Raw genomic sequence first — 20,015 nt, 5'->3', positions numbered from 1 at the left:
ATGATGGAGATCCGCAAGTTCGACAGCGCGCGGCTCAAGCCGGACAACGGCCTGGCCGCCACGCGGCTGCTGCCGTGGCCGGAACTGAACGCGCCCTTCGAGGGCTCCTGGTGCGTGGTGCCGCCCGGCGCCGAATCCGGGGCGCACAGCCACCACGAGTACGAGATCTGGGTCGCCATGACCGGATCCGCGGAGATCGTCTGCGACGGGCACCGGACGCCGTTCGCCGCCGGGGACATCGTGCATTTCCCACCCCGCTCGCACCATCAGGTGGTGAACAGCGGATCCGAGGAGTTCCGGATGTACGCGGTCTGGTGGGACAAGGACATGGCCGGGCGGTTCACCACCCGCGACGAGGCCGGCGTGTAGATGTCCACGACCATCGTGGTCGCCGCGACGCCGACGTCCAACGGCGACCTGCACATCGGACATATGGCCGGGCCGTACCTGGCGGGCGACGTGTACGCCCGGTATCTGCGGGCCACCGGCGCCTCGGTGATCTACACGACCTGCACCGACGACAGTCAGAGTTATGTGGTCACCACCGCGCGCCGGTCGGGCACCACCCCGAGGGAACTGTGCGCCGGGTCGACCGAGGCGATCGCCCGTTCGCTCTCCGCGATGGGCATCTCGACGACCGGTCTCCCGCCGATCGACGACGTGTACCGGCGCGCGGTGCTCGAGTTCGTCACCGCGCTGTACGACGCGGGCCGGTTCCGGAAGCGGACGGTGCGGCTGCCGGTCGCGACGCGTTCGGGGACCTACCTGTTCGACGGACTGGTCAGCGGAACCTGCCCGGTGTGCCTGGCCGGCAGCAGCGGCGGGGTGTGCGAGGCCTGCGGGCACCCGAACAACTACGACGAGCTGCTCGACCCGCACTCCACAATGGACCCGGACGACCCGGTCGCCTACCGCGACACGGAGATCCTGGTGCTGCCGATGGAGGAGTACCGGGACCGGTTGACCGCCTACTACACCGCGCAGGCAGGACGGTGGCGGCCGCACGCGATGCAGCTCATCGGGGAGTTGCTGGCCAAGCCGCTGCCCGACGTTCCCGTGACGATCCCGGCGGCGTGGGGAATTCCCGCGCCGTTCCCGGAGACCCCCGGGCAGATGCTGTACCCGTGGATCGAGGCGATGCCCGCGGTCATGTACAGCACCTGGTGGTCGGTCGGCGACACCACGCTGCCGCTCGACGAGCACTGGCGCGCCGAACACGAGGCCGACGTCGTCTACTTCCACGGTTACGACAACGTCTACCACTGGGGCCTGATGGATCTCGTGTTCCTGCTGGCCCACGGCGACCGGTACGTCACGCCGTCGGCCAACGTCTGCAACGAGTTCTACGACCTGGCCGGCGAGAAGTTCTCCACCAGCCGCGACCATCTGATCTGGACCGGCGACCTGCTCGCCGAGGTCCCGCGCGACCTCGTCCGGTTCCATCTGGCGTATACCGCGCCGGAGTTGTCGCGCACCGGCTTCACCCGGGAAGGCCTGCGCGACAACGGGTACCGGCGGCTGAGCACCCCGTGGAACGGGCTGTCGGAGGCGATCTCGGAGACGGCTCGCGGGCTTTCCGGCGCGGTGCCGGTGACTCCGGACGGGCGGCGGCGCGCCGCGGCCATGGTGCAGCGGTTCCGTGGTTGCTACGAGTTGCCCGGCTACAGCATGAATCGGGCCGCCGAAACGGTGCTCACCCACCTGAACCGGCTGCGTGACCTGGCCGCCGGCTCGGCGATCGCCGCGGGCGACCTGATGCTCGAGGCGCGCACGTTGCTGGCGGGCGCCGCCCCGATCCTGATCGACGCGGCGGGCGCGGCGGCCGCGGCCGGGGCCGACCTGTCCCTCACGGCCGAAACGCCCACTTCTGTTCCCGTGTTCCGACTCCCGCGGCTGCCCGAGGAGGCTGGCCATGAAGCTGCTGACCATCGAGACCCGTCAGTACCTGACCTACTACCACTCCCGCTATCGGCAGGTGCAGGCGTTCGGCGTCGATCTGTACGTGATGAACGGTGAGGGGACGGCCGATTTCTGGCCCGCCGACCACTACCGGCTCGTCGGCTCGAAGAAGATCGACGAGATGATCGCCTGCGCCGAGGAATGGCACGCCACCGAGCATTTCGACGGGGTGATCACCTTCTCCGAGGCGGCGGTGATCGCGGTCGCCTCAGTGGCCGAGGCGCTCGGGCTGCCGGGCATCGGCGTCGACGGGGCACGCAACAGCCGCAACAAACTGCTGATGCGCCAGGCTTACGAACGGGCCGGCGTGCCGATCCCCGCCTTCCGGTACGTCACCGAACTCGACGACGCGCTGGCGGCGGGCGCCGAGTTCGGCTATCCGGTCATCCTCAAGCCCACCCTGGGCGCCGGGAGCCATCTGGTCTACCGGGTGGACGGTCCGCAGGAAATGGCGCGGGACTTCGCCACGGCGAGTGAGGGCCTGCGGAACATGTTCTGGATCAACGCCGAGGCGGACGACGTCGACCTCGGCCCGATCGGGTTGCTCGTCGAGTCCTTTCTGGACGGACCCGAGTACCTGATGGAGGCGCTCGCCTGGGACGACGAAGTCTACCTCGGCTCGGTCGTCGACCGGATCACCGCGGAGGGCAGGAGTTTCGACGACGACGTGCACCACGCGCCGACCTCCCTGCCCGCCGAGGAACTGGCCAGGGTGCATCACGCGGTCAAGGCGGCCGCCCGCGCACAGGGCCTCCGGCGCAGCGTGATGCACGCGGAAGTGCGCTACCACGAGGGCAAACCGCATCTACTGGAGATCGCGGCCAGGGTGGGCGGCGGCGGATTGGACACCATCGCCAGGATCACCGCGGACTACGACCCGATCCGGTCCGTGGTCGACGTCGGCCGGGGCGTCAAACCGCCCGTCCGCCACTACTGGCCGACCGGGACGCATATCACCGCGATGTGCCTGATCTGCGAGGGCGGCGTCGTCGAGAACATCGAGGTGCCGCCCGAGGTGACCGAGTCCGATCGGGTCTTCCTCCAGCAGATCACCGCCCGCCCCGGCGACGTGATCCTCAGGCCGCCCGACGGCAACACCATCTTCGGCTTCCTCGGCACCACCGGAACGTCCAAAGAGGACGCTTACGGGCTGATGACCGAGCTGGCCGGGAAGATCACCGTCACCTTGGAAGGTGACCGGTGAGAACAGCCCGTCCGCGGCGGTTCCTGATGTGCCCGCCGGAACATTTCGAGGTCAGCTACTCCATCAACCCGTGGATGGAGCCGGACAAACCGACCGACGCCCCGCTGGCGCTCGTGCAATGGGACCGGTTGCGGACCCGGCTGGTCTCGCTCGGCCACCGGGTCGACGTCGTGCCGCCCCGGCCCGGCCTGCCCGACATGGTGTTCGCCGCCAACGCGGCCACCGTGATCGACGGGCGGGTACTGGCGGCCAGGTACCGCCACCCGCAACGGTCCGGCGAGGAACCCGCGTATCAGGCCTGGTTCGCCGAGCACGGCTATCCGGTCCGGCAGGCCGGGTTCGTCAACGAGGGCGAGGGCGACATGCTGCCCACCGGTGCCCGGATCCTCGCGGGCACCGGCTTTCGCACCGACCATCGCGCGCATGTCGAGGCAGCGGACCATTTCGGGCTGCCGGTGGTCACCTTGCACCTGGTCGACCCGTACTTCTACCACCTGGACACGGCACTGGCGGTGCTCGACCACGAGGAGATCATGTACTACCCCGGCGCCTTCTCGCCGGACAGCCAGGCAGTGCTCCGGGAGCTGTATCCGGACGCGATCCTGGCCGACGAGGCGGACGCCGCCGCCTTCGGCCTCAACGCGATCTCCGACGGCGAGCACGTGCTGCTCCCCCAGTCCGCCGTCCATCTCACCGAAAGCCTTCGAGCGGCCGGTTTCACTCCGATCGCCGTCGACCTGTCCGAACTCCTGAAGGCCGGTGGAGCGGCCAAATGCTGCGCGTTGGAGCTCCGCGAACCCCTCCCCTCCACAGAAAGGCGCCGCGAGCCATCATGATCAACTACGAAGGACGGCGGTTCAGCCCGGTCGCCGTCGACGGCACCGACGACGGCAGCGAAGACCGGGTGGCGGTCTACCGGCAGAACGGCGACCTGATCTGGGGCGAGTTCTCCGGCGGCAAGGCCCGCCACGGTTCGCTGACCGGGACCTGCGGCCCCGACGGGAAACTCGACTTCGCGTACTGCATGGTCTTGGAGAGCGGCGAGGTGATCTCCGGCCATTGCACGAGCATCCCGCGGATTCTCGACGACGGCCGGATCCAGCTCGACGAGGTGTGGCAGCGCTACGGCCCGCATCAGTCCGTCGGCGTCTCCCGCCTGCAAGAGATCCGGTGACGGCGATGACCCGCACCAGCGCGATGCCGTCGGTCCGCGAAGGCGAGCCCCGCCGCGGCGGCACGGTCACCTGGGCCTGCGCGCCCGGCTTCCCGCCGGCGGTGATCTTCCCGTTCACCCCGGCGGAACGCATGGGCATGCGCAACGTCCTGGAGTTCCAGGCCCTCATGTACCGCACCCTGTACTTCTTCGGCAGCGACGGCACACCGGAGGTCGACTACGCCTCCAGTATCGGCGAGCCTCCGGTGTGGAGCGAGGACGGGCTGACCGTCACGGTCAAGATCAAACCGTGGAAATGGTCGAACGGCGAGACGTTGTGCGCCGACAACGTGTTGTTCTGGGTGAACCTGCTCAAGGTCAAGGGCGAACGGTACGGCGAATACACCCCCGGCTATTTCCCCGACAACTGCACGGACTACGGCAAGCTGTCCGAGGACACCTGTTACTTCACCTTCGACAAGGTCTATTCCCGGCGCTGGGTCCTGATGAACCAGCTCAGCCTGATCATCCCGCTGCCGAAGGCGTGGGATCGCACCGCGGCGGGCCCGGCGAACGCCTCCGGCGACCTCGCCGACGTCGAGGCGGTCTACGACTACCTGATGGCCGAGCAGGGTGACATCATCGACGAGGGCAACGAGCACCGCACCCGCTGGGCCGACAGTCCTGTGTGGAGTGTCGTGAGCGGGCCGTGGCGGTTGAAGAGCTACACCCTGGACGGGGTCGTGACGTTCGTGCCCAACGAGCACTACTCCGGCCCGAACAAGCCGTATCTCGACGAATTCCGGCAGATCCCGTTCTCCTCCGACGAAGAGGAGTACCGCAGGCTGGAGAACGGGCCGGACGGCGAGGACGCGGTCCAGGTGGGGTACCTGCCGCTGAGCTTCGCCACCGGGCACACCGACGATCCCACCAAGGGCGGCGTCAACCCGTTGGCCGAGCATTACACGATGGTGCCGCAGGTGGCGTACTGCATCCGGTACACCAGCCTGAACTTCAACAATCCCACCGTGGTCGGGAAGATGTTCGCCCAGACCTACCTCCGCCAGGCGCTGCAGTGCACGCTCGACCAGGACGCCGCGGTCCGGGACATCTACCAGGGTTACGCCTACCGCCAGAACGGGCCGATGCCGATGCTTCCGGCGACCGACCTGGTGTCGCCGCCGCAGCGCGGCGGAGCGTGGCCGCTGCCCTTCGATCCCGGACGGGCCAGGAAACTGCTGACCGAAAACGGCTGGGACACCAGCGTCACGCCCGCGGTGTGCGTCGACCCGGAGCTCGCGGGCGAAGGGATCCCGCTCGGTACGAAGCTGAGCTTCCGGCTGCGTTACGTGGAAGGACGGCCGGCGCTGACCCGGCTGATGACCCAGTACCAACGTGACGCCGCCGCCGCGGGTATCGAGCTGCGGCTCGAAGAGGTCTACGGCTCGATCCTGGTCGCGGAGGACGCGCCCTGCTACCCCACCGACGAGACCCCGTGTACCTGGGAGATGTGCTGCTGGAACGGCGGCTGGGTCTACCACCACCCGACCGGCGAGATCCTGTTCAGGACCGACGCGGGCGGCAACTTCGGCCACTACCACGACCCGGTGGCCGACGAGCTGATCGAGCGCACGGTCACCACCGACGATCCGGAAGTCCTCTACGAGTACCAGGACTACATCGCCGAGCAGGTTCCGGTCGTCTTCAACCCCAACTTCCCGATCCGGTTGTTCGAGGTCGCCCGCTCCCTGCGCGGCTTCGAACCGGTCAATCCGTTCGGCATGATCAGCCCGGAGAACTGGTACTACGTCGATGGCTGACCCCGTCGCTCCCATCAGCGCGCACGGCATGCTGCTGTTCCTGCTCCAGCTGGGACTGCTGCTCGGGCTCGCCTTCGCCCTCGGACGGCTCGCCATCCGGCTGAAGATGCCGGCGGTGGTCGGCGAGCTGACCGCCGGTGTCCTCATCGGACCGTCGGTGCTCGCGCATCTGGCGCCAGGTCTGTCGGCCTGGTTGCTGCCGCACGACGCCACCCAGCTCAATCTGCTCGACGCCGTCGGGCAGCTCGGTGTCCTGCTGCTGGTCGGGATCACCGGGATGCACATGGATCTGAAGCTAGTGCGCCGCAAGGGCGGACCAGCCGCCTGGACCAGCGCGGGCGGCCTGCTGGTGCCGTTGGGACTCGGCATCGGGCTCGGCTTCGTGCTGCCCACCTCGCTGATCCCGGCCGGAACCGACCGGGCCGTGTTCGCGTTGTTCCTCGGCGTGTCCATGGGCGTGAGTGCGATCCCGGTGATCGCGAAGACCCTGCTGGAGATGCGGCTGCTGCATCGCGACATCGGCCAGCTGATCGTCAGCGCCGCGGCCGTGGACGACATCGTCGGCTGGCTGCTGCTCTCGGTGGTGTCGGCGCTGGCCGTCACCGGGCTGGTCGCCGGTCAGGTGGCGTTCTCGATCGCCGGTCTGCTGGTGGTCTTGGTCCTCACCGTCGTCGCCGGACGGCCGCTGGTCAACGCGTCGCTGCGCCTGGCGAGCCGTTCGTCCGAGCAGGGGCCAGGCATCGCCACCGTCGTTGTCCTGCTCCTGCTGGCCGCCGCGGGCACCCACGCGATGGGCATGGAACCGGTGCTGGGGACGTTGTTGTGCGGCATCCTGATCGGGTCGTCCAAACACGTCGACCTCGCGCGGCTGGCCCCGTTGCGCACGATCGTGCTGGCCGTGCTCACCCCGATCTACTTCGCCACCGCCGGGCTGCGGATGGACCTCACGGCGCTGCGCGACCCCGCCGTGCTCGGCTCGGCCTTACTGGTGCTGGTGGTCGCCGTCCTCGGCAAGTTCGCCGGCGCCTACCTCGGGGCCAGGGTGGGCGGGCTCAGCCACTGGGAGGGGCTGGCGCTCGGCAGCGGGCTCAACGCACGCGGCGTCATCCAGGTGATCGTCGCGATCGTCGGCCTGCGGCTCGGCGTACTGACCACCGCCACCTACACGATCATCGTGCTGGTGGCGATCGTGACCTCGCTGATGGCGCCGCCGACCCTGCGCCGCGCGGTGGGCCGGATCGCCGTCACGGAGGAGGAACGCGTACGAGAGAAGGGGTTCCATGTCCAGTGAGCGACCACGACTGCTGCTGATCGCGACCGGCTGGCAGGTGTTCCGGGAGTACCTGCTGCGATCGATCAGTACCCGGTTCCGGGTGCACCTGTTCCACACCGCGGAGCCGACCTGGGAACGGGAGTACATCACCGGCTGGACCGTGCTGTCCAGCACCATCGACGGTCCCGCCATGGCCCGCGAGGCGGTCCGGCTGAACGACGCCGGGCCGTTCGACGGAGTGCTGTGCTGGGACGAGGGCCGCATCCACGCCACCGCCCACGTCGCCGAAGCGCTCGGGCTGCGGTGCGGCGACCCGGCGATGATCTGGCGGCTCCGGGACAAGGCGCAGACCCGCGCCGCGCTGGCCGAGGCCGGTGTTCCCCAGCCGCGGTCGGTCAAGGTGGGCACCCTCGCGCAGGCGCTGGCCGCGGCGGAAGAGGTGGGCTACCCGGCCATCCTCAAACCGCGCGGCCTCGGCGCCAGCCTCGGTGTGGTCCGGGTCGACAGCCCGGAGCGGCTCCGCGAGATGTTCGCCTTCACCCGCGACACCAAGGCTCCCGATCCGGTGGTCTACGCCAGTGACCATCCGGTCCTGGTCGAGCAGTGCGTGACCGGCGAGGAGGTCAGCATCGATTCCGTCGTCGCGGACGGCAAGGTCACGCCGCTCTTCCTCGCCCGCAAGGTGGTCGGTTTCCCGCCTTACGCCGAAGAGGTCGGCCACTACGTGGACGCGGACGATCCCTTGCTCACCGACACCGCGTTCACCTCGATCCTGCAAGCCACGCATACCGCGCTGGGTTTCCGCGACGGCTGGACGCATACCGAGTACATGCTGACCGGGACGGGCCCGAAACTCATCGAGGTCAACGGCAGGCTCGGCGGCGACCTGATCCCCTACCTCGGCGAGCTGGCGACCGGCATCGACCCCGGTCTCCTCGCCGCCGCGGCGGCCTGCGGTCACGAGCTGGACACCCGGCCCACCCGGCGGCGAGTGGCCGGGATCCGGTTCTGTTACGTCGACCGGGACGACACCACCATCGCGGCGATCCGCTTCGATCCGGCGATCCTGCCGTCGAACCTGGACCAAGCGGTCACCATCGCCCAGCCCGGCGCCGTGATGTCCCCGCCGCCGAAAGGGACGGTGTGGGGCCGGGTCGCCTATGTCACCGCGGTCGCCGATTCGATCGCCGAATGCGCGCGGACCCTCGACGCCGCTCAGGCGTCGCTGCGCATCACCACCTCGCCTGTAGGTGTCGGTCGTCACGTGGCGCCGCGCCGGTAACATCGAGGCATGACCAACCGCTTAGTTTGTCTCGGTGATTCCTTCACCGAGGGTGTCGGCGACGAGGACCCGTCGTCCCCCAACGGCGTCCGCGGCTGGGCCGACCGCGTCGCGGGCACGCTCGCGGCGAACCACCAGGACTTCCGCTACGCCAACCTCGCGATCCGCGGCAAGCTCCTCGGTCAGGTCCTCACGGAGCAGCTGGACCCGGCGCTCGCGCTGAACCCGGATCTCGTGACGCTCTACGCCGGCGGCAACGACCTGATGCGGCCGAAGGTCGACATCGACGCTCTCATCGAGGATTACGACGTCGCGGTCGGCAAGGTGGTCGCCACCGGGGCACGGGTCGTCCTGTTCACCGGTGTCGACGGGGTCGAAGACGCGTTGTTCCGCAGGATCCGGGGCCGCGTCGCGATCTACAACGAGCACGTCCGCGGGATCGCCGCACGCCATGGAGCGCTTCTGGTGGACATGTGGGCGATGCGCCAGTTGCGGGACAGGCGACTCTGGGCGCCGGATCGTCTGCACCTGAACTCGTTGGGGCACAACGAGATCGCCATCGCCGTGCTCGACGCGCTCGGCGAGCCGCACAAGCTGACGCCCGCCACGCTCGGGCCGCGGCCGTCGCTGAGCCCGCAGGCGCGGCGAACCGAAAACCTGCAGTGGGGCAAGGAGCACGCCGTCCCGTGGATCAAGCGCAGGCTGCGGGGCGAGTCCTCGGGCGACGCGCTCATGCCGAAGCGGCCGACGATGGACCCCTACACCTGACGCGGCCGAAGCCCGTCGAAGAGGATGCAGATCGTCCGGGCCCGGAATTCGGTTCCGGCATGCTCCGCCGCCTTCGCGGTTCCGATGATGACCGCGATCAGTTCTTCGACGCCGAGGTCCTTGCGGACGTCGCCGGTGTCCTGCGCCCGGCGGAGCAGCACGCCGAGCGCGTCCTTCAGGCGGACACCGATGACCGACCCTGCCGACGGCACGCTGACGCCGGCCGCCGACAGGGCTTCGAAGTAGGCGTTCTTGGCGCCGGACATCTCGATCCAGCCGGTCAGGAAGCCGAAGAACGCGGCGCCCGGGTCGGACGAGTCGGCGGCCACCGTGGCCTCCGCTTCGTCGACGAAGCGGTGTAGGCGCGCGAAGAGCACCGCTTCCAGCAGCGCTTCTTTCGTCGGAAAGTGCCGGAACACCGTACCGACGCCGACGCCTGCTTCGCGGGCGACCTCTTCGGTGGGCGCGCTGGTGCCTTTGGCCGCGAAGACGCGCTCCGCGGCCTCCAACACCCGTGTGCGGTTACGGCGGGCATCGGCTCGGAGCGGTTTCTCGTCCGTCACAGCGGGGATCCTAGACCCGTTGTCGAGCGCCTAGTCGGGCATCTCGTCCAACACGCGCGCCAGGGCCTTCGGCACCCCGGTCCGCCAGCCGCCGCCCATGATCCGGCGCGACATACGTTGGAAGTCGTCGTCCGGGTCGAAGCCCTCGTGACTGAGGAACAGCCGAGTCCCGCGCCCCTCCGGTTCGAGCCGCCAGCTGACCGTCCACTCCGGACCCCAGCTGATGCTGAGCAGCCGCTCCGGCTCCACGGCCAATACCTCGCAGGCGACCGGGCCGCCCGCGAAACCCGCGGCGGGAACAGGATCCGCGAGGAGCTCGAACCGGTGTCCCACAACGGGCTTGATGTCGTTCGGCATCCGAAGCCAGCGTTCCAGCAGTTGCGGTTCGGTCAACGCGCGCCACACCTTGCGCGGCGGATGCGCCAGGAACTGGTCGACGTGAACGGCCGTCGGATCGTCGTCGTTCAGAAGTCCTCCTCGTCCAGCAGGTCGCGCAGGTTCCCCAGCTTGCCGCGCCAGTACCGCTCGTACGGCGAAAGCCAGTCGGAGACCTCTCGCAGCGGCGCGGCGTCCAGAGAGTAGACGCGATTGCGGCCCTGCCTCTCCTCCCGGACGAGCCCGGCCTCACGGAGCACCCGAAGGTGTTCCGACAGGCTCGGCCGTCGCATGTCGAACCGTTCGGCGATCTCCCCCGCCGCCCGCGGACCGTCGAGGAGGATGCCCAGCACTTCACGCCGGGCCGGATTGGCGAGCGCGGCGAAGACGTCGTCGTTGACCGGCACTAGCGCGGCCAGTTCCCGTAGCCCGAAGCTTCGAGCAGCCCCATCGCGTTGCCATCAGGATCCTTCAGGGACGTCACCCGCCCCCACGGCATCTCCTCCGCGTCGCCGACTTCGACGCCTTGGGCGCGGAGCTCCGCGATGTCGGCATCGACGTCCGTGGTGGTCAGCTGGAAATGCACGCGCGTGTCGTGATCCAGCCCGCCGACCGCGCGATCGACGAGGACGAGCCCGGTGTCCGCCCCCTTGGGGCCGACCATGACGAACGGACCGTGCGGGCCGCTGACGTCGACGAGCAGGTCGAAGCCGAGCTTGCCGAGGTAGAAGTCCCGCGCCTCGGTCAGGTCGGAGACCGGCACGGCGAGGAATTGGATGCGGTCGATGTTCATAGCCCGACTATACGTAGGAGATTTCCTACATGTCAAACTTCGGCGCCCTCGACGGAGAGGAACATCTGGACACCGAGAGAGTCGAGACCCGCGGCGGGATCGTCGAACGTCCCCGGCCGCCGGACCATTCCGGCCGCCTCCAAGGCGTCCATGAGACTCCAGATCAGCTCGTGCGCCGACGCGACCACACCAGCCTCTGGCAGATCCCGTAGCAACGCGGAGACGACCTTCTCCGCGATCCGCAGACCGGTCCCGTGGACAGGATCGGAGTCCCGTCGCCTGATGATCGGAATCGTCGGCCTCCCTTCGTCGTCGACGAGCGTCCACACATCCCCACCCTCGACCGCGAGCGCTGCCCTCGGAAGGCTTCCACGAGAAACCACGCGCAAGGCCGACCGCAGAGCCGGAGCATCGGCCAGCCGGTTCAAGGACCGCACCGTCTCGTCGGTCCAGACCATCGTCAACCTGACTCCGGATTCCTCGATCTCGTTGGTCCCCATCGCGCCTTCACGTGGCGGGTAGACCGCCCAAAAGGCACCGTTCCAGTAGGGGCGCTCGACACTCAGCTCACCAGAAGGGAGGAGGCCGTCAGACCGGAGACGGTCCCAGATGAGGCCGTCGATCACGTAGCCGAAGAGCACTCCGTAAACACAGCCTGCCAGTCCCTGGCCGGCCAATACGGCGGCCAGGCCGGATACATCGACGGCGATCTCGGACGCGACCGCCTCGGCGAGCCCGGCCATCCGGGTGCGCAATCCGGCTGTCTCGTCGGATCCGAGTACGGGAAACGTCGTCACCAGCCGATCGCCCTCGACGGTTATGAGGTGATAAGCCCGCAACAGTGCGATCTGGCTGTCCGACGGATCGATTCCGTAGTGCCGCAGCTCGGTACGACTGACGCCCAGGCGTGCACGGAAGAGGAGGCGGCCATTGTCGTCCATCTTCACAACATGATGTGGGGTACTGCGCGCACCGAGACAAAAGCAATGCAGGCCCCATTCCGCCAGGTCATCGGGGTCATCGCCGAAGTCATCCATGAGCCAAGACCTATCACATCGGCGCCCGTACAACCTCGACATAGATAGAGGTCCAGGGTTCGTGACCAGCGCCGCAACGGCTTGAGTTCGCCTATGGACGAACTTTTAGCGTCGTCGCCATGAGCACAGAAACCACCACGCGGTCCCCCATCCGCCTCGCCGTCATCATCGGCAGCGTCCGGCACGAACGCTTCGCCGACGCCATCACGGGCTGGCTGCTGACCGAACTCGCCACGATCGACGGTGTGGAGGTCGATCCGATCGACCTCGCCGACATCGACCTCCCGTTGCAGGGAACGCGGCCCGGCGGCACCGAGACGGTGATCAGCGACAGGCTGCGCGACGCGGACGCCTTCCTCGTCGTCACCCCCGAGTACAACCACAGCTTCCCCGCGGCGCTGAAGAACGCGATCGACTGGCACTTCACCGAATGGGCGTACAAGCCCGTCGCGTTCGTCGGCTACGGCGCGGGATCGGGCGGCATCCGCGCGATCGAGCAACTGCGGCTGATCTTCCCCGAACTGCGCGCCACCACCATCCGCGACGCGGTCCTGCTGAACGCTCCGTGGACCCGTCTCGGCCCGAACGGCTACGAAGGAACCGAAGGCGAACGAGGCGCGCTGGCCGCCACGATGACCGAACTGGGCTGGTGGGCCCGCACCCTGCGCACCGGACGCGTCGCGGCTCAAGTGAGTGCGTCATGAACCGCCTGACCGGACGGGAGCTGCGCATCGCGGCGGTGATCGCGCTCGGCGGGCTGATGGCCGTTCTCGACACCACGATCGTCGCCGTCGCGCTGCCGCGGTTCATGACCACCTTCTCCGCGTCGCTCACCACGATCCAGTGGATCGCGACCGGCTACGCGCTCGGCATGGTCGCGGCGATGCCGCTCGCGGCGACCTTCGCGCAACGGTGGGGAGCGCGCCGGGTCTATCTGGCCGCGCTGCTCGTGTTCGCGGTGGCGTCCGTGGCCGCCGGTGCGGCCGGTGATCTGGGCTGGCTGATCGCCGCACGGGTCGCGCAAGGTCTCGCCGGCGGCCTGATCAACCCCTTGGGGATGACCATCGGCTTCGGCGCGGTGGCCCCGGAACGCCGGAGCCGGATGACCACGATCACCGGACTTCCCTTGCTGATCGGGCCGATCCTCGGCCCGATGCTCGGCGGGATCCTGCTCGACGCGCTGTCTTGGCGGGCGCTGTTCTTCATCACCGTTCCGCCCGCCCTGCTCGCCGTCGCGGGGGTGCTCCGCTGGGTGCCCGCCGACGTCCCGTCGGCGGAACGCACTCCGATCGACGTGGCCGGTGGTCTGCTGCTCGTCCCCGGTGTCGTCGCGGTGGCATACGGATTCAGCGAAGAGACGGCAGGCCTCGAGTTCCGGGGGGCGATCGTCGCCGTCGGGCTGGCGCTCATGGCGGTGTTCACGCGCCGTTCGTGGCACCATCGCGCACCGCTGCTGAACGTCCGGCTCCTGCGCGACCGGACGTTCGGGCGCAACGCCGCCATTCTCGTCCTGTACGCCGGGCCGTACTTCGGTTCGATGCTGCTGATGCCGGCCTACATCCAGGTGATCCGCGGCGACTCGGCCCTGATCAGCGCGGCGATGATGGTTCCGGGCACGATCGGGATGGGCATCGCCATCCAGTTCGCCGCCCGCCTTCTGGAACGCTTCGGCCCGCGGATCGTCGTCGGGACCGGGCTGAGCCTGGCGGTCGCCTCGACCGCGCTGACCGTCCTCGTCCTCGCGCCGGACACGTCGTACACGGTGCTGGCGATCTTGGGCGTACTCCAAGGTACGGGCACCGGAGCGATCATGATGCCCACCATCGTGAGCGCGGGCCGCGACCTGCGGGGCCCGGATCTCGCGTCCGGTTCCGCGATCCTCCCGCTGGCCAGCACCATCGCGAGCGCGGTCGGCACCGCGGCGGTGAGCGCGGTGTTCACCGGGCTGATCGCGGGTGCCACCGGAGGACAGGGGCTCGCCGCGGTGAACGTTTCGCCGGCGCTCACCGGAGAGATCGTCGACGCGTATCGTCTGACTCTCGTCGGCGTGCTCGCGGTCATGGCGCTCGCCCTGGTGGTCAGGCTGCGGACCCGGCCCACCACCCCGACAGCGGAACCCACGACGGTACGGAGCGCGGCATGACGACAACGACACTCGGTGCACACCTGACCATCGGCGAGGTCGCCGGCAAGGCCGGGGTCTCGGCCAACGCCGTCCGGTACTACGAGCGCTACCGCGTCATCACCGCCGAGCGCACCGCGGGCAACGCACGCCGCTTCACGGTCGACGCCATCTGCCGGATCCGCCTCGCGGTCGCCGCCCAGCGGGTCGGGCTCAGCCTCGCCGAAAGCGCGGAGATCCTGGCCGAGATCCCGCCGATGTCCCCCGATCTCGAGCAGTGGTCGCGCGCGGGGCAACGGCTCATCGACGCAGGGCAGGCCCGCATCGCCGAACTCACGTCGGTGGTCGACGAGTACCGGACGCTCGAGTTCCTCAGGAACTGAACGGTGCTTCCTCGGGGTTCGTCCAGCGGAACACCGGACGGTTCTCCAGACCGGGGTCCAGCGCCCGTGGACCAAGTCCGTGAAGGCCTCCTTACCTACCCTGAGGGTAGTGAAGGAGGCCTTCACGGACTCGCCGAGCTCCCGTGAGAACACGAGAGAGGGCCGCCCCGAACGGGACGACCCTCTCTCACGTCGAAACGGCTCAGCGCTGCGGCGGCGGACCACCCTGCGGACCGCCGAACGGACCCTGCTGCGGGAACGGCCCGCTGCCCGGCCCCTGCGACGGCGGACCCTGGTACGGACCACCCTGCGGACCCGCGGGCGGCTGCGGCTGCGGCAGCCGCGAAGGCGGCGGGGCCTGCGGAGGCTCCGGAGCAGCCTCCGGCTCGGGAGCCGGAGCGGCCTTCGGGACCTGACGCGGAGCGGGCGGCTCCTGCCGCGGCGTCGCGACGCCCAGCGCCGGAACTTCCTTGCGCGCCACGGCTTCCGCGGCCGCGACGGCCTCGGCGACCTTCGGGTCGCTGGAGGTGTCGAACCAGCCCTGGACCTCTTCGTCCTCCAGGTCCGGCTTCTCGACGGGGTCTTCCTTCGGCGGCTCGTAGCGGAACACGCCGTCGTCGCCGGGGGCGCCGAGCGCGCGGGCGAAGCCTTCCAGGGCCTTGCCGTAGTCGCTCGGGATCATCCAGACCTTGTTCGCGTCGCCCTGCGCCATCTGCGGCAGGGTCTGCAGGTACTGGTACGCCAAAACCTCGGGCGTCGGGCGCCCGGCCTTGATCGCCGCGAAGACCTTCTCGATGGCCTTCGCCTGCCCCTGCGCCTGCAGGTACCGGGCGGCACGTTCACCCTGCGCCCGCAGGATCCGCGACTGCCGCTCGGCCTCCGCGCTCAGGATCGCGGCCTGCTTGGCACCTTCGGCCGCGAGGATCTGGCTCTGCTTCTGACCTTCGGCGGTCTTGATCGCCGATTCCCGCTGACCTTCGGCGGTCAGGATCATCGCGCGCTTCTCACGGTCGGCGCGCATCTGCTTCTCCATCGAATCCTGGATGGAGGGCGGCGGGTCGATCGCCTTCAGTTCGACGCGGGCGACGCGGATGCCCCAGCGGCCGGTGGCCTCGTCGAGCACCCCGCGCAGCTGGCTGTTGATCGAGTCACGCGAGGTCAGCGTCTGCTCGAGGCTCATGCCACCGACGACGTTACGCAGCGTCGTGGTGGTCAGCTGCTCGACACCGACGATGTAGTTCGAGATCTCGTAGACCGCGGCCCGCGAGTCGGTGACCTGGAAGTACACGACCGTGTCGATCGACACGGTCAGGTTGTCCTCGGTGATCACGGGCTGGGGCGGGAAGGAGACGACCTGCTCGCGGAGGTCGATCCGCGCCCGCACCTTGTCCAGGAAGGGCACCAGAAACGTCAGGCCGGGAGAAGCCACCGTCCGGAACCGGCCCAGCCGTTCGATCACGGCTGACTGCGCCTGTGGCACCACCATGATCGCCTTGACCACGACGACGACCACGAACAACGCGAGCAGTCCGACGACGATGAACACCACTGTCTCTGACAACTACCTTCCCCTTACGTAGAAACCTGTCCGGCTCACAGCGCGGCCGAAACGACCGCCGTGGCGCCCGAGATCTCGACCACCGTCACCGATGTCCCCGGGGCGATCGGTTCCCCGTCGGTCATGCATCGTGCCGACCAGACGTCGCCCGCCAGCTTCACCTGGCCGCTTTCGACGTCCACAGTGGACACTACTACCGCTCGCGCGCCGATCAGCGCGTCGGTGTTGGTCTTGATGTCCGGCCCCGAGAGGAACCGGCGCTTGAGGGCCGGCCGGACGAGTGCGAGCATCCCGACCGAAACGACGGCGAACACCGCGACGTCGATGAACGGGTTGCCGGTCAAGGCGGCCGAGCCCGCCCCGAACAGGGCTCCGATGCCGACCATGAGCAGGAACAGATCACCCGAGAGCAACTCGGCGATGATCAAGAGGATGCCGGCGATCAGCCAGATGAGAGCGCCTGTCATGCGTTCATGCTCCCAGATCGCGTCGATTCATACCGAAGAAGCGAAACCGACGTGACCGACGCGTGACCTTGAGTGACCTCGCGCAAATCGGTCATTCAGGACTCTTCGCCGGGGTCGGAGACGAAGTCGATGAGCCGTTCCACCGCTCCGATCAGCGGCGTTTCCAAATCCCGGTAGCTGCCGACGGCCGCCAGGATCCGCTGCCAGCCCTCCCATGGCTCGCCCCAGCCCAGCGCGTCGCAGACGCCCTCTTTCCACTCCGTGCCGCGCGGGATCTTCGGCCAGGCGCGGATACCGACCACCGACGGCTTCACCGCCTCCCAGATGTCGATGTACGGATGACCGGTGATCAGCACGTTCTCGTCGCGGACGGCGTCGACGATCCGGGACTCCTTGCTGCCCGCGACCAGGTGGTCCACCAGCACGCCGAGCCGCCGTCCTGGGCCGGTGCCGAACTCGTCGATACGGTCGGACAGCACGTCCACACCATCGAGTGGTTCCACGACCACGCCTTCGACGCGCAGGTCGTGTCCCCAGACCCGCTCGACGAGTTCGGCGTCGTGCTTGCCCTCCACCCAGATCCGCGAATCGCGTGCGACCCGGGCCTTGAGTCCCTGGACCTGCACCGACCCGGACGCGGAGATCCGGCGGGCGGGGGTCTTCGGGGCCGCCTTCGCCGGCACCAGCGTGACCGGTTTGCCTTCGAGCAGGAAACCCGCGGGGTTGAGCGGGAACACGCGGTGCTTGCCATGGCGGTCTTCGAGGACGACGTTGCCGTACTCGATCTTCACCACGGCGCCGCAGTAGCCGCTGGCGGGGTCTTCGACCACGAGCCCCGGTTCCGCGGGCACCTCGGGGATCTTCCGCTTGCGCGGGCCGGACAGCACGTCGTCGTACGAATGGGAGCGCACGGCGCCCGACGCTAGCGGCGCCCAGGGGTCGGCGTCTCCCCGCCACGCCGGTCAGGCGGCCATCCGCAGCATCGCGTCGATGAACGGGGTCCGCTCGCCCCGCTCCAGCGGGCGCATCACGAACAGCGGCGCGAGCGCGACGCACCACGCGCGTACCCGTTCGGCGTCGAAACCCGGCAGATACGGCGCGATCGCGTCGAAACCGTCTTCGAGCGTTCCGCCGTCGCGCATCGGCAACGTGACCCAGTCGGCCAGATCGAACCACGGATCACCGACACTCGGCCGCGGGTCGATCGCGACCGCGCCCCTCCCGGGCCCCCCGTCAAGGACGTTGCCCGGATGCAGATCGCCGTGCACGATCGCGTTCCCTCCCCCGCCGGTCGCCAGCGCGAGCGCCCGCCGCCTCGCCCGATCGAGCGTCTCCAGCGAGAGCGTCGCTTCGGCCACCGAACCCCGCAGCCCACGCTCGGCGAGGTCGTACATGAAGACGACACGGTCTTCCAGCGTCGAGAACTCCGGTGGCGGGGCCACCGCATGGATCTGGACCAGCAGGTCACCGACCTCGGCCCACGGGACGTCCGCCCCCGCTTCCAGCAGCTGCGTGCCAGGGTTGATGCCCTCCATCAGAATCGCCCCGTCGGCGAGTTCGAGGTCGAGCACCTGCACGACACGCGAGCAGCCGTCCCACGCCCGCAGCGCGGCGGCCTCCGACGCGGCGATCGCGTGATCCGGCGTCAGCTTGAGGACCTTCTTGACCCCGTCGTCCCCGGCACAGATCAGGGTCCGCCCGGTGTTACCCGGTTTCGCGTCGACCACCGTGAGCCCCCACCGCGCCGCCAGCCGCGCCACGACGGCGGGCAACCCGTCGCACCACACCGCGACCTGTTCACCGAACCGCTTGATCAGCCGCGCACGCGCCTCGTCGTCGATCAGAACAACGGCCACGGGATGGCACGCCAGTCGTCGCCCGGCTCCGGGAACACAGCCTCGGCCAGGAGCAGTTCGGTGCGCTCGGCCAGCGCGCGGATCTCGAACCCGGTGAGATGCTCGCCGAGCGCGTCACCGAGTTCGCCGTCCAGCTTCTCGCGCAAGCCACGCAGTTTGCCGATCTCGTCTTCGGTCAGCCGCTCGCCGATCCAGCCCCAGAGCACCGTCCGCAGCTTCGGGTCGGTGTGCAGGCAGATCCCGTGGTCCACGCCGTAGACACGGCCGTCGGCGCCGGCGAGCACGTGGCCGCCCTTGCGGTCGGTGTTGTTGACCACGATGTCGAGTACGGCCAGTTCCCGCATCCCCTGCCGGTTCGCGTGCGCGAGCACCGCGGGTTCGCCGTCGCGATCGTGCGCGTGCAGCACGACGCGCCAATCGTCCGGCACGCTGTCCGGGGACCGGACGTCGACCAGTTCCTCGTCGGTGGTCTCGATCCACAGCTGCACCATGCCGGGCCCGAACGGACCGTCGCGCAGCACCGTCCGCGGGATCGCGCCGAGCCCGGAGGCGTCGGCGATCATCGCCGTCGCGACCTCACGGCCGGCGAGCGTCCCGTCCGGGAAGTCCCACAGCGGCCGCTCACCGGAAACCGGCTTGTACACGACATCGCCGGTGACGCCGTCGAGCTCGATCGTGCAGAACAGCGTGACGTTGGAGGCGTCGACGAGCCTGCCTTCGACGTCGATCTTGCCGCGCGTCACCAGGTCCCGCGAAGTCTCCGTCACCTCGTCAGTCCTCGAGGACGTCGACGTCGCGCCGGTACCCGTTCTGGCGCGGGCAGATGTGGCCCGCCGGGTCGAGCGGTTCCGCGCACAGCGGGCACGGTTTGCGCCCGGCGTTGACCACCCGGTCCGCCCGTTCCGCGAAGGCGCGCGCCGCGCCGGGGGTCAGGAAGACGCGGACGGCGTCCGGCCCCTCTTCGGTGTCGTCCAGAACGACCGTTTCGTCCACCTCGCCTTCCGTCATGGCGAGCAGTTCGATGACGACGGCGCTGCTGTCGGCGTCCCAGCCGAGCCCCATCGTGCCGACGCGGAACTCCTCCTCGACCGGGACGGTCAGGGGGTCGACGTCGAGGAGCTCGTCGGGCGCGTCGTCCGGTACGTCCGCGCCGAACCGGCTGGCGACCTCTTCCAGCAGCGAGCTGAGCCTCTCGGCCAAGACCACGACCTGCTGTTTTTCGATCGTCACACTGATCGTGCGGACGTCCTCGGACGCCTGGAGGTAGAACGTGCGGTCGCCGGGCTCACCGACGGTTCCTGCGACGAACCGGTCGGGCTGGCGGAAGACGTGGATTACGCGAGACATGGCACCTTTGACCCTAGGCCACGGCCCCATGATCGGCATCCGCCGCCCCACGGTT

At 69.0% G+C, this 20,015-nt stretch carries 23 protein-coding genes; 12 read left to right on the top strand and 11 right to left on the bottom strand.

Features of this window, described 5'->3' with window-relative positions; translation table 11 throughout:
- Genes ACSMFO_RS02630 through ACSMFO_RS02590 form a run of 9 tightly spaced genes read left to right on the top strand, consistent with a single transcriptional unit; the run spans nucleotide 1 to nucleotide 9,459 of the window.
- The gene (locus ACSMFO_RS02630; protein WP_436457062.1) at nucleotides 1-369 is read left to right on the top strand and encodes a cupin domain-containing protein; all 369 of its coding nucleotides are present in this window, start codon (nucleotides 1-3) and stop codon (nucleotides 367-369) included.
- On the top strand, nucleotides 370-2,016 hold the full coding sequence (locus ACSMFO_RS02625) for a class I tRNA ligase family protein (protein ID WP_436456741.1): 1,647 nt from the start codon (nucleotides 370-372) through the stop codon (nucleotides 2,014-2,016). It abuts the gene before it with no gap.
- Nucleotides 1,913-3,163: an ATP-grasp domain-containing protein gene (locus ACSMFO_RS02620; protein ID WP_436456740.1), complete on the top strand. Its 1,251-nt coding sequence runs from the start codon at nucleotides 1,913-1,915 to the stop codon at nucleotides 3,161-3,163. Before ACSMFO_RS02625 ends, ACSMFO_RS02620 begins: the two co-directional genes overlap by 104 nt.
- A 26-nt stretch (nucleotides 3,164-3,189) precedes the next feature.
- Nucleotides 3,190-3,999, top strand: a complete 810-nt coding sequence (gene ddaH / locus ACSMFO_RS02615) for a dimethylargininase (protein WP_436457061.1) — start codon at nucleotides 3,190-3,192, stop codon at nucleotides 3,997-3,999.
- Nucleotides 3,996-4,337 (top strand): hypothetical protein, encoded by a 342-nt coding sequence (locus tag ACSMFO_RS02610; RefSeq protein WP_037337764.1) that lies wholly within the window; start codon nucleotides 3,996-3,998, stop codon nucleotides 4,335-4,337. Before ddaH ends, ACSMFO_RS02610 begins: the two co-directional genes overlap by 4 nt.
- A gap of 5 nt (nucleotides 4,338-4,342) precedes the next feature.
- Nucleotides 4,343-6,136, top strand: coding sequence for an ABC transporter substrate-binding protein (locus ACSMFO_RS02605; protein WP_436456739.1), 1,794 nt, complete (start codon nucleotides 4,343-4,345; stop codon nucleotides 6,134-6,136).
- Complete coding sequence (locus ACSMFO_RS02600; RefSeq protein WP_436456738.1) at nucleotides 6,129-7,427, top strand: cation:proton antiporter; 1,299 nt, start codon at nucleotides 6,129-6,131, stop codon at nucleotides 7,425-7,427. Before ACSMFO_RS02605 ends, ACSMFO_RS02600 begins: the two co-directional genes overlap by 8 nt.
- The gene (locus tag ACSMFO_RS02595) at nucleotides 7,417-8,691 is read left to right on the top strand and encodes an ATP-grasp domain-containing protein (protein WP_436456737.1); all 1,275 of its coding nucleotides are present in this window, start codon (nucleotides 7,417-7,419) and stop codon (nucleotides 8,689-8,691) included. The genes ACSMFO_RS02600 and ACSMFO_RS02595 overlap by 11 nt, the downstream gene beginning before the upstream one ends.
- Nucleotides 8,692-8,700: 9 nt before the next feature.
- Nucleotides 8,701-9,459, top strand: a complete 759-nt coding sequence (locus tag ACSMFO_RS02590) for an SGNH/GDSL hydrolase family protein (RefSeq protein ID WP_436456735.1) — start codon at nucleotides 8,701-8,703, stop codon at nucleotides 9,457-9,459.
- Here the strand turns inward: ACSMFO_RS02590 and ACSMFO_RS02585 are convergent.
- The 5 genes from ACSMFO_RS02585 to ACSMFO_RS02565 are packed head-to-tail and all read right to left on the bottom strand — an operon-like array spanning nucleotide 9,450 to nucleotide 12,227.
- On the bottom strand, nucleotides 9,450-10,022 hold the full coding sequence (locus ACSMFO_RS02585; RefSeq protein ID WP_436456733.1) for a TetR/AcrR family transcriptional regulator: 573 nt from the start codon (nucleotides 10,020-10,022) through the stop codon (nucleotides 9,450-9,452). The genes ACSMFO_RS02590 and ACSMFO_RS02585 overlap by 10 nt on opposite strands.
- 30 nt (nucleotides 10,023-10,052) lie before the next feature.
- Nucleotides 10,053-10,490 carry an SRPBCC family protein gene (locus ACSMFO_RS02580; protein WP_436457060.1) on the bottom strand — a complete coding sequence of 146 codons (438 nt, stop codon included), beginning with the start codon at nucleotides 10,488-10,490 and terminating at the stop codon, nucleotides 10,053-10,055.
- Entirely contained in the window at nucleotides 10,487-10,804 is a 318-nt protein-coding gene (locus ACSMFO_RS02575; protein ID WP_038513714.1) for a metalloregulator ArsR/SmtB family transcription factor, read from the bottom strand. The genes ACSMFO_RS02580 and ACSMFO_RS02575 overlap by 4 nt, the downstream gene beginning before the upstream one ends.
- Nucleotides 10,804-11,190 carry a VOC family protein gene (locus tag ACSMFO_RS02570; protein WP_436456731.1) on the bottom strand — a complete coding sequence of 129 codons (387 nt, stop codon included), beginning with the start codon at nucleotides 11,188-11,190 and terminating at the stop codon, nucleotides 10,804-10,806. The genes ACSMFO_RS02575 and ACSMFO_RS02570 overlap by 1 nt, the downstream gene beginning before the upstream one ends.
- Nucleotides 11,191-11,222: 32 nt before the next feature.
- Nucleotides 11,223-12,227 (bottom strand): hypothetical protein, encoded by a 1,005-nt coding sequence (locus ACSMFO_RS02565; RefSeq protein WP_436456729.1) that lies wholly within the window; start codon nucleotides 12,225-12,227, stop codon nucleotides 11,223-11,225.
- Between the two features lie 119 nt (nucleotides 12,228-12,346).
- Between ACSMFO_RS02565 and ACSMFO_RS02560 the strand changes: the two genes are divergently transcribed.
- Genes ACSMFO_RS02560 through ACSMFO_RS02550 form a run of 3 tightly spaced genes read left to right on the top strand, consistent with a single transcriptional unit; the run spans nucleotide 12,347 to nucleotide 14,732 of the window.
- Nucleotides 12,347-12,931, top strand: coding sequence for an NADPH-dependent FMN reductase (locus ACSMFO_RS02560; RefSeq protein ID WP_436456727.1), 585 nt, complete (start codon nucleotides 12,347-12,349; stop codon nucleotides 12,929-12,931).
- Nucleotides 12,928-14,370, top strand: coding sequence for a DHA2 family efflux MFS transporter permease subunit (locus tag ACSMFO_RS02555; RefSeq protein ID WP_436456726.1), 1,443 nt, complete (start codon nucleotides 12,928-12,930; stop codon nucleotides 14,368-14,370). Before ACSMFO_RS02560 ends, ACSMFO_RS02555 begins: the two co-directional genes overlap by 4 nt.
- Nucleotides 14,367-14,732 carry a MerR family transcriptional regulator gene (locus ACSMFO_RS02550; RefSeq protein ID WP_436456725.1) on the top strand — a complete coding sequence of 122 codons (366 nt, stop codon included), beginning with the start codon at nucleotides 14,367-14,369 and terminating at the stop codon, nucleotides 14,730-14,732. Before ACSMFO_RS02555 ends, ACSMFO_RS02550 begins: the two co-directional genes overlap by 4 nt.
- A gap of 202 nt (nucleotides 14,733-14,934) precedes the next feature.
- Here the strand turns inward: ACSMFO_RS02550 and ACSMFO_RS02545 are convergent, their stop codons facing one another.
- The 6 genes from ACSMFO_RS02545 to ACSMFO_RS02520 all read right to left on the bottom strand — a co-directional run bounded on the left by ACSMFO_RS02545 (nucleotide 14,935) and on the right by ACSMFO_RS02520 (nucleotide 19,960).
- Nucleotides 14,935-16,281 (bottom strand): SPFH domain-containing protein, encoded by a 1,347-nt coding sequence (locus ACSMFO_RS02545; RefSeq protein ID WP_016334240.1) that lies wholly within the window; start codon nucleotides 16,279-16,281, stop codon nucleotides 14,935-14,937.
- Nucleotides 16,282-16,325: 44 nt separating this feature from the next.
- Nucleotides 16,326-16,757, bottom strand: coding sequence for an NfeD family protein (locus ACSMFO_RS02540; RefSeq protein WP_436456723.1), 432 nt, complete (start codon nucleotides 16,755-16,757; stop codon nucleotides 16,326-16,328).
- A 95-nt stretch (nucleotides 16,758-16,852) separates the two neighbouring features.
- On the bottom strand, nucleotides 16,853-17,668 hold the full coding sequence (locus ACSMFO_RS02535) for a DUF3097 domain-containing protein (RefSeq protein WP_436456722.1): 816 nt from the start codon (nucleotides 17,666-17,668) through the stop codon (nucleotides 16,853-16,855).
- A 51-nt stretch (nucleotides 17,669-17,719) separates the two neighbouring features.
- Complete coding sequence (locus tag ACSMFO_RS02530; protein WP_436456720.1) at nucleotides 17,720-18,613, bottom strand: aminoglycoside phosphotransferase family protein; 894 nt, start codon at nucleotides 18,611-18,613, stop codon at nucleotides 17,720-17,722.
- On the bottom strand, nucleotides 18,598-19,380 hold the full coding sequence (locus ACSMFO_RS02525) for an SCO1664 family protein (RefSeq protein ID WP_436456718.1): 783 nt from the start codon (nucleotides 19,378-19,380) through the stop codon (nucleotides 18,598-18,600). The genes ACSMFO_RS02530 and ACSMFO_RS02525 overlap by 16 nt, the downstream gene beginning before the upstream one ends.
- A 4-nt stretch (nucleotides 19,381-19,384) precedes the next feature.
- Nucleotides 19,385-19,960 carry a DUF3090 domain-containing protein gene (locus ACSMFO_RS02520; protein WP_016334235.1) on the bottom strand — a complete coding sequence of 192 codons (576 nt, stop codon included), beginning with the start codon at nucleotides 19,958-19,960 and terminating at the stop codon, nucleotides 19,385-19,387.
- Nucleotides 19,961-20,015 lie beyond the last annotated feature (55 nt).

It is taken from the genome of Amycolatopsis sp. w19 (assembly GCF_051373225.1).
In the GTDB taxonomy this organism is placed as follows: domain Bacteria; phylum Actinomycetota; class Actinomycetes; order Mycobacteriales; family Pseudonocardiaceae; genus Amycolatopsis; species Amycolatopsis japonica.
This window is presented reverse-complemented; position numbering and strand designations above follow the sequence as displayed.